Source organism: Bacillus sp. FJAT-45350 (assembly GCF_002335805.1).
In the GTDB taxonomy this organism is placed as follows: Bacteria; Bacillota; Bacilli; order Bacillales; family NISU01; genus FJAT-45350.
In genome coordinates, this window is the sequence record NZ_NISU01000001.1 from 1,287,862 (window position 1) to 1,303,439 (window position 15,578).

Genomic DNA, 15,578 nt, shown 5'->3' on the forward strand with positions numbered 1-15,578 from the left:
ACTTTTATAAGTCATTTCACTTCAAGTTTTATCTTCTTTTTGATATGTTTAAAATTACATATTATACTTATATAAAATAAATGACATAGGAGACTAGTTATGGAACATGGTGTAAATCGTTTTAATGAATATTTAGGAATCAAGATAGAGCATTTAGATAGTGGTGGTTGTGTTGCTTATTTAGAAGTTAAAGAGGAATTATATAATAGTCTAGAGGGAGTTCTACACGGTGGTGTAACATTTACACTTGCTGATGTGGCAATGGGACACGCTGCTGCACCTCCAAAAGATGGTGTTCAAAAGTGTGTAACTTCTGAATTGAAGATAAACTATTTATCTCCGGCAAAGGGGAAAACACTTATTGCTGAATCTAATGTAATTAAACAAGGAAGAAAATTAATTACCATGGAAGCGAAAATAAAAGATGGCGATGGGAAAATTGTAGCCGTGGCGTTAGGAACGTATGCAAGGATTTAATAAACGCTTGCGTGAAGAAGTAGAGGCGCTTGCGAATGGAAAATCTATCGTCAGTGATGCTAGCGGAAGGCATATTAGATAGCTCAGATTACTTTCAAAAATGGGAAGTGGTTCTCTAAGCAGATTTTAATCCAAAAAAGTTGATTCAGATGGAGGTATGTGATGACAATAATTGATAAATTAAATCTAAATAAGTATAAAAACCTGTCTGTACTTCATCAACCTAGCGATTATGACTTGTTTAGTGGAGAAAAGTCAGCATTGACTGGTGACCATGATGCAATTTTTATTTTTGTTGAAACGATTGATGAAATTGTGAAGCATACCCAACGTGTAATCAATGAGGAACAATTACTCGAAAAAGGTTACTTGTTTTTTGCATATCCCAAAAAGGGGAACAAACGATATAAAACATTCGTACATAGAGATGATATCTTTCCAGCAATGAAAGTAGGCGAAGATGGCTACGTCGAAAATAGCGATGTGAAATTCTCACGGATGGTGAGTATGGATGATGTATTTACCGTTGTTGGGCTAAAACGTGAAAAGAAGAAAGTAAAAAAGTCTCCTGCTGCAAGTCAATGTGTCGCTGATTATGAAGAGCGTGTGAAAGATGTAGAAAAGTTGTTAACAGATTCTCCAAAGGAACTTGATTTTTATAAGGAACTTACACCTGGTTATCAAAGGGATTGGGCTCGATATATCTTTTCTGCAAAGCAACAGAAAACACGTGAAAAGCGCCAAGAACAAATGGTCGATATCTTATCAGAGGGATATAAATCAGTTGATTTATATCGTCAAAAGAAGAGATAGAATGCAAAATAAATTTTGTGTAATGGTCTGATTGCAATCTACACCAATTTATTTTCTTGAAACCAGGCCACTTGATAACTACTGAGACCTTATTAATTACATGAAAAACAAGCCAGCACATCCATTGAGATTCTGGCTTTTTTATCATCACCCGACAGAAGACTCCCTCTTCAATCGTGAGAAGGGCTTGAGCCCAACGATAAGGGGGAGATGAATGTCGGTTGGCCATAGCCAAAATATACCTCATTGTGATATAATGAGAACAAGCGTTCTGTTTGGGTGAGGTGAAAATATGTTAATTAAAAAGGCATTTAAGTTTCGGATTTTTCCAAACAAAAAACAAATAGAGCTCATAAATAAGACAATTGGTTGTTCACGTTTCGTCTATAACTATTTTGTTGGTGAGCAAAAAGAGAAAGACGCTTATTGGTCTATTGTCAACGAAATGGTACAAAGTGGACTACTCCTTGAAAACAATTGGAAAGGTGAGTTCTTCAATAAAAACAAATCGATTAAATCACTACCAAAATTGAAGAAAAATTATCCGTTCTTACAAGAAGTTGATAGTATTGCGCTCCAAAAATCAGTCGAAATCGTAAATGATGCCTACACACGTTACTACAAAAAACAGAACGGTGAGCCACGTTTTAAGTCAAAAAAGAACCCTGTTCAATCGTACACAACAAAATTTGTTAATAGAAATATTGAAGTCGTAGATAAACACATTAAACTACCAAAACTTGGTCTTGTTTGTTTTGCCAAAAGTCGTGAAGTCGAAGGTCGTATCATGAATGCAACGATAAGGGGTAGTCCAAGTGGGAAATACTTCATTTCAATTTTAGCAGAGACCGAAGTAGAAGAACTTCCTAAATCTAATTCAGCAGTAGGGATAGATGTAGGGTTAAAAGACTTTGCCACACTATCAGATGGCACTATCTATCAAAATCCTAAATTTTTCCGTACATTAGAAGAGAAACTGACAAAAAAACAACGAATTCTTTCCAGACGAGAAATCGGTCTTCGAATTGGAAAAAACAAAAAACAAAAGTGGCTCAAATTCATGAGAAAATCACAAATGCACGATAGAGATATGTTACATAAAATTTCAACCGAGATTGTCAAAAACCACGACATCATCGGTATTGAAGATTTGTCTGTCAAAAATATGCTCAAACATCACAACCTCGCAAAAGCCATAAGTGAGGTATCATGGTCCCATTTCAGAACGATGCTTGAATACAAAGCGAAATGGTACGGTAAACAAGTTGTTTCCGTAGCGAAAAACTTTCCAAGTAGTCAACTGTGTTCCACTTGTGGTCATAAACACAAAGACGTTAAAAATCTTGCTTTGCGTGAATGGACTTGTCCCATTTGTAAAAGCCATCATCAAAGGGATAGTAACGCAAGTATCAATCTTCGTAATGAAGCATTGCGATTAACCGCAGGAACTGCGGGGATAGCCTAATCATAAACTGACCGGTAGGTTGGTGTTCTTAGGAATCTCCATCTTAAAATTTCATTAGAAATTAAGGTGGAGTAGTTCAAAGATTGTTTTACATTAGAAGAAAAGGTAGAAAAAAATTAATTCTATGAATTGAGTTAGTAGCTTTCTGTGAAAAGGGAAGATTTACTAAAAAAGTTATTTAGTATATCACTTTAAAGTGTTAAAATGAATTGAGATACCCTATCATAGCCCACAGAAAGGAATTTTAGTAAATGATAACTTTCATTTTAGTTGTTCTAATGTTATTTCTAATCCCGGGTCCTGCTGTTTTTTTAACAATATCTCAAACTATTAAAGGTGGAAAGAAGAATGGAATTGTTACTGGTTTAGGCATTGCAGTTGGTGATTTGATCCATACTTTTGCAGCAGTACTTGGACTTTCGGCTATTTTAATGACATCTGCGCTTGCTTTTGAAATTGTTAAATATTTAGGTGCGGCATACTTAGTTTATTTAGGTCTTTGTGCTTTGGTTGAGAAATCAAAGCGAGTAGAGAAACCTATTATAAAAAATGTTAAAACTAATACATCATTTCGCCAAGCTTTATTGATTGAATTACTTAATCCTAAGACCTCATTATTTTTCTTAGCTTTCTTGCCACAGTTTGTGAATACTAATGGAGCTTCCGTAACAACTCAACTTTTTATACTTGGGCTGACTTTTGTTTTAATGAGTATCACGTATACTACTCTTTTAGTGTTTCTAACGAGTGCAGTAGGGAATAAGTTCTTTGCTAAAACTAACGCGAGTTCGCATTGGATTGGAAAAGTTGTAGCTATGGTATATATTGGTTTAGGATTAAAATTGGCTCTTCAAACTCAAGAGTAATTATATGAACATTCTTCATAATGAAGGATGTTCATATTTTTGTCGTCTTACATTCAAAACAATAAATAAATATTAATGTAAAACGATTTGTTGGGTTCAAAATGACAATAATAATTAATATTGAATAGGAGATGAAATCTATGAATAACGGCGGGAAGCTGGAGTTTCAAAATATATATAATGAATTATATATTCTTTTAAAAGAATACGAAGCTAACTTGGATGTTAAAACTGATAGCTTAGAAAATTATTATTTAGATACACGTAAAATTGACCCCAAAAATAAAAAGCCCATTTTCTTCGGAGCAGTCCAAATTAAGAAAAATTATGTAAGCTACCATTTAATGCCCGTATATATCTTTCCAGAATTACTGAATGATACTTCAGATGATATGAAAAAACGAATGCAAGGGAAGTCTTGTTTTAATTTTAAGAAAGCTGTTCCTATCTTATTTAGTGAATTGAAGCAACTCACTAAAAATGGGTTTGATAAGTATAAAGAACAAAGTTTTTTATAAACAGCTGTCAATATGTAGCTGTATTTTCAGTTTATTAGTGAATCATAAAAAAAACTTTTATAAGTCATTTCACTTCAAGTTTTATCTTCTTTTTGATATGTTTAAAATTACATATTATACTTATATAAAATAAATGACATAGGAGACTAGTTATGGAACATGGTGTAAATCGTTTTAATGAATATTTAGGAATCAAGATAGAGCATTTAGATAGTGGTGGTTGTGTTGCTTATTTAGAAGTTAAAGAGGAATTATATAATAGTCTAGAGGGAGTTCTACACGGTGGTGTAACATTTACACTTGCTGATGTGGCAATGGGACACGCTGCTGCACCTCCAAAAGATGGTGTTCAAAAGTGTGTAACTTCTGAATTGAAGATAAACTATTTATCTCCGGCAAAGGGGAAAACACTTATTGCTGAATCTAATGTAATTAAACAAGGAAGAAAATTAATTACCATGGAAGCGAAAATAAAAGATGGCGATGGGAAAATTGTAGCCGTGGCGTTAGGAACGTATGCAAGGATTTAATAAACGCTTGCGTGAAGAAGTAGAGGCGCTTGCGAATGGAAAATCTATCGTCAGTGATGCTAGCGGAAGGCATATTAGATAGCTCAGATTACTTTCAAAAATGGGAAGTGGTTCTCTAAGCAGATTTTAATCCAAAAAAGTTGATTCAGATGGAGGTATGTGATGACAATAATTGATAAATTAAATCTAAATAAGTATAAAAACCTGTCTGTACTTCATCAACCTAGCGATTATGACTTGTTTAGTGGAGAAAAGTCAGCATTGACTGGTGACCATGATGCAATTTTTATTTTTGTTGAAACGATTGATGAAATTGTGAAGCATACCCAACGTGTAATCAATGAGGAACAATTACTCGAAAAAGGTTACTTGTTTTTTGCATATCCCAAAAAGGGGAACAAACGATATAAAACATTCGTACATAGAGATGATATCTTTCCAGCAATGAAAGTAGGCGAAGATGGCTACGTCGAAAATAGCGATGTGAAATTCTCACGGATGGTGAGTATGGATGATGTATTTACCGTTGTTGGGCTAAAACGTGAAAAGAAGAAAGTAAAAAAGTCTCCTGCTGCAAGTCAATGTGTCGCTGATTATGAAGAGCGTGTGAAAGATGTAGAAAAGTTGTTAACAGATTCTCCAAAGGAACTTGATTTTTATAAGGAACTTACACCTGGTTATCAAAGGGATTGGGCTCGATATATCTTTTCTGCAAAGCAACAGAAAACACGTGAAAAGCGCCAAGAACAAATGGTCGATATCTTATCAGAGGGATATAAATCAGTTGATTTATATCGTCAAAAGAAGAGATAGAATGCAAAATAAATTTTGTGTAATGGTCTGATTGCAATCTACACCAATTTATTTTCTTGAAACCAGGCCACTTGATAACTACTGAGACCTTATTAATTACATGAAAAACAAGCCAGCACATCCATTGAGATTCTGGCTTTTTTATCATCACCCGACAGAAGACTCCCTCTTCAATCGTGAGAAGGGCTTGAGCCCAACGATAAGGGGGAGATGAATGTCGGTTGGCCATAGCCAAAATATACCTCATTGTGATATAATGAGAACAAGCGTTCTGTTTGGGTGAGGTGAAAATATGTTAATTAAAAAGGCATTTAAGTTTCGGATTTTTCCAAACAAAAAACAAATAGAGCTCATAAATAAGACAATTGGTTGTTCACGTTTCGTCTATAACTATTTTGTTGGTGAGCAAAAAGAGAAAGACGCTTATTGGTCTATTGTCAACGAAATGGTACAAAGTGGACTACTCCTTGAAAACAATTGGAAAGGTGAGTTCTTCAATAAAAACAAATCGATTAAATCACTACCAAAATTGAAGAAAAATTATCCGTTCTTACAAGAAGTTGATAGTATTGCGCTCCAAAAATCAGTCGAAATCGTAAATGATGCCTACACACGTTACTACAAAAAACAGAACGGTGAGCCACGTTTTAAGTCAAAAAAGAACCCTGTTCAATCGTACACAACAAAATTTGTTAATAGAAATATTGAAGTCGTAGATAAACACATTAAACTACCAAAACTTGGTCTTGTTTGTTTTGCCAAAAGTCGTGAAGTCGAAGGTCGTATCATGAATGCAACGATAAGGGGTAGTCCAAGTGGGAAATACTTCATTTCAATTTTAGCAGAGACCGAAGTAGAAGAACTTCCTAAATCTAATTCAGCAGTAGGGATAGATGTAGGGTTAAAAGACTTTGCCACACTATCAGATGGAACTACCTATCAAAATCCTAGATTTTTCCGTACATTAGAAGAAGGACTAGCAAAAGAACAGCGGATTCTTTCAAGGCGACAAATTGGGTCTTCGAATTGGCAAAAACAAAAAACGAAAGTGGCCCGAATTCATGAGAAAATCGCAAATGCAAGAAGAGATATGTTACATAAAATTTCAACCGAGATTGTCAAAAACCACGACATCATCGGTATTGAAGATTTATCTGTCAAAAATATGCTCAAACATCACAACCTCGCAAAAGCCATAAGTGAGGTATCGTGGTCACAATTCAGAACCTTGCTAGAATACAAAGCGAAATGGTACGGAAAACAAGTTGTTTCCGTAGCGAAAAACTTTCCAAGTAGTCAACTGTGTTCCACTTGTGGTCATAAACACAAAGACGTTAAAAATCTTGCTTTGCGTGAATGGACTTGTCCCATTTGTAAAAGCCATCATCAAAGGGATAGTAACGCAAGTATCAATCTTCGTAATGAAGCATTGCGATTAACCGCAGGAACTGCGGGGATAGCCTAATCATAAACTGACCGGTAGGTTGGTGTTCTTAGGAATCTCCATCTTAAAATTTCATTAGAAATTAAGGTGGGGTAGTTCAATGAGATTGACTTTGTCCTTAATAACCAATCAAAAATAAAAACAGTTGATGATCAGGATAAAATCCGAGAGGAAATTAACAGACATACAAAGGATTTGCGTTATAAAAAATGGCTTACTGTCTCATTTACAAATGATAAAAAATGGGCAGAAAGAATGTTGGTGTAGTGAGTACAATTCACAATCTTAGTATTAACTTGTTGTATCAGAAAGTATTTCATTGTGTACTAGCTCATGATATAATGAAGCACTTAGGACAATTAGATTGTTACTCATAAGTGAACGGATGCAAAAAAGCCTCCGATTAGAGAAAAATAGAGGTGTAAGAAAATGAATAAACGATGGACTATTGATAAAATTAAAGAATTTGTTGAGAAAAATTCAGAAAGTAAGTTACTATCGACAGAATATCATGGTTTTTCTCAAATGCTACTATTCAAATGTGCATGTGGAAGTAACTTTGAAAAATCATTTACTAAATTTAAAAATAAAAACCAACGTAAATGTGACGTGTGCCAACCGCCGAAAATGTCTAGATAAACGTTTAGCAAATAAGAGGTACCAATTTCTATTTATTTAGGAGTTGGTACTATTTTTATAGATGCTCTTATATACAAAATATAATGATTGTGAACTTCTGAATAAAAACATATAATGTACCTTGATAAATAACATCAATTGGAGGGAACTTTTTGAAATCTATTAAACAATTATCATTTGTAACACTAGTCGTATTATGTTTAGTTTTCATGTCTACTGTTTCAGTTATGGCACAATCGTTATACAAAGATATTTCAAGTACATATTGGGCCAAAGATGCGATTTACGAGTTAAGTTATAAAGGAATGGTCGGTGGCTTTAAAGATGGAACTTATCGACCGGACGAACAAGTGACAAGGGCGCAAAGCGCAGTGATTTTAGCAAGAGCACTTGGGACAGAACAAGGTGGTATTCATCCTAATCCAGGCTTTTCTGATGTGCCGAATAGTCACTGGGCATATGATGAAATATCCGCATTAGTAGAAGAAGGGGTTTTTGCAAGAGTAAACAGCTTTAATCCTAATGATTCTTTAACAAGAGCGTAAATGGCAAAGATTCTAGTTGTGGCATTCGAACTTGAAGGTACGAATCAAAACAGATTTAACGATGTATCAAACGATCATTGGGCTTATAATGATATTAACACTCTCGTTGCAACGGGAATTACATCTGGCACAACTCCTACTACATACAACCCAAATGGAAACGTTACAAGAGCACAAATGGCAGTATTTATTAAAAGAGCAATAGATTATGTTGAAGCAGAGGTACCTGAAGTAGAGGAAATACAAATAATTGATGAAATCATTATTGAAGATGAACCAAAGAGTACAGAACCAATAAACGTGGACGAATTTAAGACGGAGCCATCTAGTGTAGAGAAAGAAACTATTATATTAAGTGAAGAGTTACAATTATTCTTTAATCTGTTAAATGAAGAACGTAAGAAGCATAATCTACATGAATTGAAGTTAGCATCAGATGTAAGTGAAGCCGCAATTTTTAAAGCTGAAGATATGAGAGATTTAAAATATTTTGACCATGTTTCACCGGTATATGGAAACCCAAGAGAATTATTACAGTATTTTGAAATATATCCTCCGAGTGTGGGAGAAAATCTCCATGGCGGATATAATACCCCAGAATTAGCGTTGGAAAGTTTAATGAATAGCCCTGGACATAGAGCGAATATTTTAAACCCTAATTGGACAGAGGTTGGAGTTGGCTATGCACAAGGAGGAAATGTTGGTCACTATTGGGTACAAATTTTTGTTACTAGATAATAGTCATGTTTGCTATCCTAAGTCTATAAAGTTATAGATAGCTTACCAGTGAACATCGATTATTTCTATCTAAAAAAAATAAACATTAAGATCCTAGTTACCTGTTTTAAGGTGCTAGGATTTTTGTGTGTTAAGGTGCGTCCCACAATAAATTTATGCGTATTAATAATAAATTAAGTGTTTAATGGTATAATATAGTTAAGATTAAGAATTTTCTAATTACTAATTCAATCAAAAGAGTTGTTGGAAGGGGATGTGCTTACGTGCTAACATTTGGAACCATTATGAAACAGAATGCAGAGAAATATAATAATAAGCCTGCAGTTATTTTTCAAGAAAAACAATGGACATATGGTGAACTAAACATACGTGCAAACCAAATTGCAAACGCTTTCATTACAAAGGGATATAAAAAAGGTGATAAAGTTTCAGTTTTAATGAAAAACAATGCAGCTTATATTGAACTCATGGTTGGGTTATCAAAAATTGGCGTGACGATTGTTCCAATTAATTTTAGACTTGTCGGTCCAGAGATTGAATATATTGTTTTAGATTCACAATGTAGAGGATTCATTACAACGGATGAATATGCGAGTGATATTGAAGCTCTTTTACCAGTATTACCTCAATTGGATACGGTTATAGTAATAGGGAACTCTTCTTCTAGTAACCTAATAGATTATGAGACGTTTATACAAAATGGGTCCACAGCTGAACCGGATATTTATGTGAATGAAAACGATACTCTTTATCTTGGTTATACGTCTGGTACTACAGGTAAGCCGAAAGGTGTAGTAATATCTCATCGTTCTCGAATACTAACAGGAATGGTCGCAGCTTATGAATACAAAATAGATGAATCAGATGTACATATCGTAGCAGGGCCAATTTATCATGCGGCCCCATGGATTTTCTTGATGATGCAATTGATTGTAGGAGGTACTTTAGTTATTGAAGAATCCTTTACACCGGAACAATTCCTTGCAGATGTTGAGAAATACAAAGCCACAAATACTTTTATGGCACCAACGATGTTCAATTTTATTGTTAATTTAGACAATGAAACTCAAACGAAGTATGACACAAAGTCGATGAGAGTCCTGATTTCTGCTGGAGCTCCGCTACCTACACAAACGAAATTAGATGTATTAGAATTTTTCTCTAATGTAGATTTACATGAATTCTATGGATCTACTGAAAGTGCGATTACATTAAATATCAAACCAAAGGATATTCGAAGAAAAGAGAGTTGCGTTGGTCAGCCTTTTCCTTATGTAGAATGCCTTATTTTAGACGATAATAAGAAGCCAGTTGCAAATGGAGAAGTTGGAGAATTATATTTTAAGTCGCCATATCTATTAGACCATTATTATAATAATAAAGAGGCGACCGAGGAATCGTTCTGGCAAGACTATTTTACCGTTGGTGATTTAGCTTTACAGGATGAAGAAGGCTATTATTATATTGTTGATCGTAAAAAAGACATGCTAATTAGCGGTGGAGTAAATATATATCCAAAGGAAATTGAAAATGTTCTTTACTCACACCCGGATATACTGGATGTTGCTGTTATTGGAGTACCTGATTCAGTATGGGGAGAGTCTGTTAAAGCAATCGTAGTCCATAAAGAGGGAACAACTCCATCTAGTCAGGATATAATAAATTTTTGTCATGGAAAAATGGCAAGCTATAAAATCCCAAAATCAGTTGATTTTATAAAAGAGCTTCCAAGAAACCCTTCAGGAAAAATATTAAAAGTAGAGTTGAGATCAACATATAGGGAATCAGAACATACTAAATAAAATCCTAGTGTCATCAATGTTGAACCGAGATATAGTCTTACAGCAGGAGCATGTATGGGTAGATTTTAGGGAAAGAACATTTAAACTGGTATGGAGTTTGAGATTAAACATATAAACAAAAGAAGTCATCTATTTCACTACTTGATGACTTCTTTTGTTTAACCAGCCTTTCACAAGAAAATTATCTACTTTAAGTCTTCAATCTATCAGTAATATTTATAGGATTATTAAACTATAATATTGAATCTATGATATAGAACATTTTAAATAAGGTGGGAGAAACTATGAAAACACGTGTTACTGAGATTTTCGGCATTAAATATCCAATTGTTCAGGGAGGACTTGCGTATCTTGCTTATGCAGATTTGGCAGCTGCGGTTTCGAATGCTGGTGGGCTTGGACAAATTACAGCAGCTACACTAGGTACACCAGAAAAGTTACGAGAAGAAATCCGTAAAGTCCGTACTCTTACCAATAATCCATTTGGCGTAAATTTTGCAATTGCAAAGCACGACAACGGTGGAAAATATCAGGAATTACTTGAAGTTGCCATTGAGGAAAAGGTACCGGCTATCTCTTTAACAGGAGCGAACCCACAACCTGTATTTGAACGAATTAAAGGAGAAAACATTCGCACGCTTGTCCTTGTAGCAGGGGTTAGACAAGCTATAAAAGCTGAAGAACTTGGTGCTGATGCTGTGATGGCAGTTGGACAGGAAGGTGGTGGACATTTAGGACGGGACGATATTGGAACAATGGTGCTTATTCCTCGTGTCGTAGATTCTGTTTCAATTCCAGTATTAGCTAGTGGAGGCATTGGTGATGGACGTGGATTACTCGCATCTCTGTCACTTGGTGCAGAAGGAGTTGAAATGGGGACTCGTTTTATTGCAACGAAGGAATGTATTCAAGCACATGAGAAATATAAACAGGCAATTGTTAATGCAAGTGAAACGGATACAGTGATTATTAAGAAAACAATAGGTGCACCGGGACGAGTCCTAAAAAGTGATTTTGCAATGAGTATTATCGAACGCGAACAAGAAGGAACAACTTACGAAGACCTGAAAGATTTAATTAGTGGTAAAGCAAATCTTACATATATCTATGATGGTAATGAAGTAGAAGGCTTCGGATGGGCTGGGCAAGTAATCGGTCTAATCAAAACTATTCCGACAGTACAGGAATTGTTTGATGAGATGATCCTAACGGCAGAAGAAGGACAGAATCGTATAAGAAAAATTTTACGTAAAGAGGGTTAGATGACTCAGAAACTTGAACTTATTTACTTATTATAATAATTAAATCTGGAGGTTTTATGATGGATGATAGAAATTATAGATGGAGTAACAATCAAATACGAAACCAAGTTAAGGTACTTGAAGGAGAAAAAAGTCCTGATATTATCCTTACAAACGCAACCTATTTAAATACGTATTTGGAAGAATGGACAGTAGCAAATATTTGGATATTTGAAGACCGTATTGTTTATGTTGGAGAGGATCTCCCTAATAAGTTAGATGGGCATGAGATTGTAGATTGTCAGGGGAAATTTGTTGTACCTGGATATATTGAGCCACATAGCCACCCTTTTCAGTTATACAACCCTCTTACTTTTGCAAATTATGCAGGCCAATTTGGTACAACGACATTAATTAGTGATAACATAACTTTTTTCCTTAACCTCCCTACTAAAGTAGCTTTTGAATTACTAGATGAATTTAAAAATATTCCATCAAGCATGTATTGGTGGTGTCGCTTTGATGGGCAAAGTGAATATCTAAATAATGAAGAGATCTTCAATACGGAAGATGTTCTCTCTTGGCTTCAACATGAATCAGTGCTACAAGGCGGGGAGCTAACAGCGTGGCCGAAATTACTAAATGGAGATAACCAAATGTTAACCTGGGTACAAGAGGCAAAGAAGTTACATAAAAAAGTAGAAGGACATTTTCCAGGTGCTTCTGAACGTACTTTGGCAAAGTTTATGTTATTTGGTATAGACTGTGATCATGAAGCAATGACAGGTCAAGAAGCACTTACACGTCTAATGCAAGGCTATACAGTATCTCTTAGACATTCGTCAATTCGACCTGATTTAGAAATTTTATTAAAAGAACTAATAGAGCTAGGTATTAAGAAATTTGATAGATTATTCTTTACAACGGATGGGTCACATCCTTACTTTTATGAAAGTGGAATGACTGATAGACTGATAGACTTAGCAATTAATCATGGTATTCCAGTAATTGAAGCTTATAAAATGGCAAGTTATAATATTGCGCGCTACTATAATATAGAACATTTACACGGATCAATTGCTACAGGGAGAATAGCTAATATAAATATATTAGAGAGCAAAAGCAATCCTACACCGATTAGTGTGCTAGCAAAAGGGAAATGGATTAAGAAAAATGAAATAGCTAGTAATGATGCACCAATCATCGACTGGGACAATTATCAACTAACCCCACTTACTTTAAGCTGGGATTTACATGCGGATGATTTGAACTTTACAAGCCCTATTGGTATTAAATTAGTAAATAACGTTATTACCCAAACATATGAAAAAAATATTGAGTTATCTAATGATGAATTATCACTTGACTATGACGAATGTTTTCTTATGATGATTGCTAGAGATGGAACATGGAGAATCAATACATTAGTAAAAGGGTTTGCCGAACAAATAGGCGGGTTTGCTAGTTCTTATTCTGGAACAGGTGATATCTTACTAATAGGTAAAAATAAAAAAGATATGCTAATTGCTTTTGAACGGATGAAAGCAGTTGGTGGTGGTATGGTCTTAGTGGAAGAAAATCATATTATCCATGAAATTCCATTAACCCTAACGGGAATCATGTCTGAATTAGATATGGATTGTCTAATTAAAGCTGAGAAAAAAATGATTGAGTTACTAAAAAAGATGGGCTATAAATATGATGATCCAGCTTTCACTTTATTATTTTTTTCAGCAACACATTTACCATTTATTAGATTGACTCCAAGTGGGTTATATGATGTAAAAAATAAAAAAGTTTTGGTTTTGCCAACTATAAGAACTTGATGAACTGGAAAAGAAATTAGATAAAATAATAGAATTATTGGAAAAGGAAAAAAAGTGATTGTAGTTTTGATGTATACATAATTAATAGATTGCCTACTAGAACGTTGATTTTATTCAAAATAATATGAAAAGTGCGGTGGATATATGAGTTTTTGGACTTGGTTAGCAATTGCAGTTGCACTACTAAGTGGAATCATAGCTGGAAATTTAGGGAAGAAGAAATGAGTTAATTGTAAGCTATCATTGATTTACTTAATATAAAAATTTCGGGAGGTATTTATGAACAATATATCCCAGCAAAGTTATATGAGTATTCTTTCTTTCATGGAGGAAGTCAATCACACTGAAGATGATATTCAAAAAATGTTAACACATTTTGAAAGAATATTAGGATATTCCCAATCTATTCTTTGGAGATGCGATAATAAATACAATTTACAGCCGATATGTAAATTAAATATAGCCCAAAAACCAATTGATGAGTATATTAAATACTACAATAAATTAGATGTTTACTTAAATCCAAGACATAATAAGCATTTAAACCAAAAAAGAAATTGTGTACACCGTATTTTAGATCTTATTCCTAAAGAAGAATATGAAAAGTTGGAATTATATAATGATTTTTTTAAAAAATATCATCACTATGATATTATGACTATGTATTTATACAATAAAACTAGTCTTAACGTAGGTAGAGGAGACGGGAAGGGGTTCAATGTAAATATCCCTTTACCTGCTGGCACAGGAAATGCAGGGTATCTATATGCATTTGAAAAAGCTGTAGACCCATCGTTGATCAATTTCAGCCAGAACTAATTATTGTCGCTGCTGGACAAGATGCTGGTGTGTTCGATCCACTTGCTCAAATGATCGTAACAGCTGATGGGTTTGGACAGTTCGCCACGTTTGTTAAAAAATTGGCTGAGCGACACTGTGACGGACGTCTAGTTGTTTGTCATGAAGGTGGCTATAGTCCGTCGTATGTTCCATTTTGTACACTTAGAATCATTGAATCATTAAGTGGTTTACAAAGTAAAGTTGTAGAAGATCCATTTTTCGGAGCAATACAATGACTTCCAAGTAATATTTTGGCTCCACACCAAAAAGAAGCTGTAGAACAAGTGATAAAAGTGCAATCTGATTATGAGGGATAAAAAAGTGCAATTTGCATAACCAATCAATAATTGTAAATGAAGACTTAGTAGGTAACGCAAAACGGATGGGGGATAAACTCCTTAAAGGTTTAAAATACCTAGAAGAAAATCACAAAATTACTGCTAGAGCTAAAGCGATTGGATTAATGGGTGGAATGGAAATGTTAGCAGACCCAGAAAGTAATAAACCATTTGATCCATCAATGTATGCGGCTCTTCAAGGAAAAGGGGATGTGTATCACGCGATGAAGGAGTTTTTTAAGAAGGAAGAACAGGAAATGAAGATATAAACAATTAACCCCCGCTTGCAGCAAAGGCTGTGCGCGGGGGTTAACCTTTAACAGAGTTAGAGCTATATTCATAGGAAATAACCTAGGAGAAGCTCTCCTTTGTCCTTTGGTGTTTTGTCAGGACCATTTATACCAGTCAGAATACTAGGTTATAAGGAATATTAGAAGTTTTTTAATTTGACTTCAATCGTTGGTATTTATTTAGGAAAACATCAAGCTCTTGGCTACATTCAATAGTATCAGGATGATTAAATCCTTTTGATTGAGCTAACTTAATCATACGAATTCGTAATGTATCAATTTTGTATTCCAACTCTATTATTAAGGCCCTTTTATCCATAACCATACTCCTACTTTAAGAAATAAAATAAGACAACATAGACCATTATATAGTAGTATTAATGCCTGTTAACC

Annotated in this window: 18 protein-coding genes; 17 read left to right on the forward strand and 1 reads right to left on the reverse strand. The window is 34.5% G+C overall.

All coding sequences use genetic code 11. The features are described 5' to 3' along the window. The first annotated feature begins 99 nt into the window (after positions 1 to 99). From CD003_RS06515 to CD003_RS06590, 17 genes are all read left to right on the forward strand, one after another. A complete protein-coding gene (locus tag CD003_RS06515) occupies positions 100 to 477 on the forward strand; it encodes a PaaI family thioesterase (RefSeq protein ID WP_096200319.1) in 378 nt (125 codons plus the stop codon). Positions 478 to 639: 162 nt separating this feature from the next. Then, positions 640 to 1,290: a YdeI/OmpD-associated family protein gene (locus CD003_RS06520; protein WP_096200321.1), complete on the forward strand. Its 651-nt coding sequence runs from the start codon at positions 640 to 642 to the stop codon at positions 1,288 to 1,290. Between the two features lie 292 nt (positions 1,291 to 1,582). Then, positions 1,583 to 2,755 carry an IS200/IS605 family element RNA-guided endonuclease TnpB gene (gene tnpB / locus CD003_RS06525; RefSeq protein WP_257008226.1) on the forward strand — a complete coding sequence of 391 codons (1,173 nt, stop codon included), beginning with the start codon at positions 1,583 to 1,585 and terminating at the stop codon, positions 2,753 to 2,755. A 251-nt stretch (positions 2,756 to 3,006) separates the two neighbouring features. Then, positions 3,007 to 3,621, forward strand: coding sequence for a LysE family translocator (locus CD003_RS06530; RefSeq protein ID WP_096200315.1), 615 nt, complete (start codon positions 3,007 to 3,009; stop codon positions 3,619 to 3,621). Positions 3,622 to 3,761: 140 nt separating this feature from the next. Further along, positions 3,762 to 4,139, forward strand: a complete 378-nt coding sequence (locus CD003_RS06535; protein WP_096200317.1) for a hypothetical protein — start codon at positions 3,762 to 3,764, stop codon at positions 4,137 to 4,139. A 152-nt stretch (positions 4,140 to 4,291) separates the two neighbouring features. Further along, positions 4,292 to 4,669: a PaaI family thioesterase gene (locus CD003_RS06540; protein WP_096200319.1), complete on the forward strand. Its 378-nt coding sequence runs from the start codon at positions 4,292 to 4,294 to the stop codon at positions 4,667 to 4,669. Between the two features lie 162 nt (positions 4,670 to 4,831). Further along, positions 4,832 to 5,482, forward strand: coding sequence for a YdeI/OmpD-associated family protein (locus CD003_RS06545; protein ID WP_096200321.1), 651 nt, complete (start codon positions 4,832 to 4,834; stop codon positions 5,480 to 5,482). Positions 5,483 to 5,774: 292 nt separating this feature from the next. Then, positions 5,775 to 6,947, forward strand: coding sequence for an IS200/IS605 family element RNA-guided endonuclease TnpB (gene tnpB / locus CD003_RS06550; protein WP_096200323.1), 1,173 nt, complete (start codon positions 5,775 to 5,777; stop codon positions 6,945 to 6,947). Positions 6,948 to 7,355: 408 nt separating this feature from the next. Beyond that, complete coding sequence (locus tag CD003_RS06555; RefSeq protein ID WP_096200325.1) at positions 7,356 to 7,565, forward strand: hypothetical protein; 210 nt, start codon at positions 7,356 to 7,358, stop codon at positions 7,563 to 7,565. 152 nt (positions 7,566 to 7,717) lie between these two features. Next, entirely contained in the window at positions 7,718 to 8,110 is a 393-nt protein-coding gene (locus tag CD003_RS06560) for an S-layer homology domain-containing protein (RefSeq protein WP_096200327.1), read from the forward strand. Continuing rightward, the gene (locus CD003_RS06565) at positions 8,111 to 8,848 is read left to right on the forward strand and encodes a CAP domain-containing protein (protein ID WP_096200329.1); all 738 of its coding nucleotides are present in this window, start codon (positions 8,111 to 8,113) and stop codon (positions 8,846 to 8,848) included. It begins immediately after the preceding gene. A gap of 263 nt (positions 8,849 to 9,111) precedes the next feature. Then, complete coding sequence (locus tag CD003_RS06570; RefSeq protein ID WP_096200331.1) at positions 9,112 to 10,650, forward strand: class I adenylate-forming enzyme family protein; 1,539 nt, start codon at positions 9,112 to 9,114, stop codon at positions 10,648 to 10,650. Positions 10,651 to 10,934: 284 nt separating this feature from the next. Further along, positions 10,935 to 11,912 carry an NAD(P)H-dependent flavin oxidoreductase gene (locus CD003_RS06575; protein WP_096200333.1) on the forward strand — a complete coding sequence of 326 codons (978 nt, stop codon included), beginning with the start codon at positions 10,935 to 10,937 and terminating at the stop codon, positions 11,910 to 11,912. 59 nt (positions 11,913 to 11,971) lie between these two features. Further along, on the forward strand, positions 11,972 to 13,717 hold the full coding sequence (locus CD003_RS06580; RefSeq protein ID WP_096200335.1) for an adenine deaminase C-terminal domain-containing protein: 1,746 nt from the start codon (positions 11,972 to 11,974) through the stop codon (positions 13,715 to 13,717). A gap of 279 nt (positions 13,718 to 13,996) precedes the next feature. After that, positions 13,997 to 14,536: a hypothetical protein gene (locus CD003_RS22215; RefSeq protein WP_257008228.1), complete on the forward strand. Its 540-nt coding sequence runs from the start codon at positions 13,997 to 13,999 to the stop codon at positions 14,534 to 14,536. A 2-nt stretch (positions 14,537 to 14,538) separates the two neighbouring features. Continuing rightward, positions 14,539 to 14,793 carry a hypothetical protein gene (locus CD003_RS22220; protein ID WP_257008352.1) on the forward strand — a complete coding sequence of 85 codons (255 nt, stop codon included), beginning with the start codon at positions 14,539 to 14,541 and terminating at the stop codon, positions 14,791 to 14,793. Positions 14,794 to 14,885: 92 nt separating this feature from the next. After that, positions 14,886 to 15,164 carry an aminotransferase class III-fold pyridoxal phosphate-dependent enzyme gene (locus CD003_RS06590; RefSeq protein ID WP_096200337.1) on the forward strand — a complete coding sequence of 93 codons (279 nt, stop codon included), beginning with the start codon at positions 14,886 to 14,888 and terminating at the stop codon, positions 15,162 to 15,164. A gap of 172 nt (positions 15,165 to 15,336) precedes the next feature. Here the strand turns inward: CD003_RS06590 and CD003_RS06595 are convergent, their stop codons facing one another. Beyond that, positions 15,337 to 15,504: an aspartyl-phosphate phosphatase Spo0E family protein gene (locus CD003_RS06595; RefSeq protein WP_096200339.1), complete on the reverse strand. Its 168-nt coding sequence runs from the start codon at positions 15,502 to 15,504 to the stop codon at positions 15,337 to 15,339. Between the last annotated feature and the right edge of the window lie 74 nt (positions 15,505 to 15,578).

Coding starts and splice junctions, on each gene's coding strand:
- CD003_RS06515 (WP_096200319.1), top strand. CDS start 100: ATGGAACATGGTGTAAATCGTTTTAATGAATATTTAGGAATCAAGATA.
- CD003_RS06520 (WP_096200321.1), top strand. CDS start 640: ATGACAATAATTGATAAATTAAATCTAAATAAGTATAAAAACCTGTCT.
- tnpB (WP_257008226.1), top strand. CDS start 1,583: ATGTTAATTAAAAAGGCATTTAAGTTTCGGATTTTTCCAAACAAAAAA.
- CD003_RS06530 (WP_096200315.1), top strand. CDS start 3,007: ATGATAACTTTCATTTTAGTTGTTCTAATGTTATTTCTAATCCCGGGT.
- CD003_RS06535 (WP_096200317.1), top strand. CDS start 3,762: ATGAATAACGGCGGGAAGCTGGAGTTTCAAAATATATATAATGAATTA.
- CD003_RS06540 (WP_096200319.1), top strand. CDS start 4,292: ATGGAACATGGTGTAAATCGTTTTAATGAATATTTAGGAATCAAGATA.
- CD003_RS06545 (WP_096200321.1), top strand. CDS start 4,832: ATGACAATAATTGATAAATTAAATCTAAATAAGTATAAAAACCTGTCT.
- tnpB (WP_096200323.1), top strand. CDS start 5,775: ATGTTAATTAAAAAGGCATTTAAGTTTCGGATTTTTCCAAACAAAAAA.
- CD003_RS06555 (WP_096200325.1), top strand. CDS start 7,356: ATGAATAAACGATGGACTATTGATAAAATTAAAGAATTTGTTGAGAAA.
- CD003_RS06565 (WP_096200329.1), top strand. CDS start 8,111: ATGGCAAAGATTCTAGTTGTGGCATTCGAACTTGAAGGTACGAATCAA.
- CD003_RS06575 (WP_096200333.1), top strand. CDS start 10,935: ATGAAAACACGTGTTACTGAGATTTTCGGCATTAAATATCCAATTGTT.
- CD003_RS06580 (WP_096200335.1), top strand. CDS start 11,972: ATGGATGATAGAAATTATAGATGGAGTAACAATCAAATACGAAACCAA.
- CD003_RS22215 (WP_257008228.1), top strand. CDS start 13,997: ATGAACAATATATCCCAGCAAAGTTATATGAGTATTCTTTCTTTCATG.
- CD003_RS06595 (WP_096200339.1), bottom strand. CDS start 15,504: ATGGATAAAAGGGCCTTAATAATAGAGTTGGAATACAAAATTGATACA.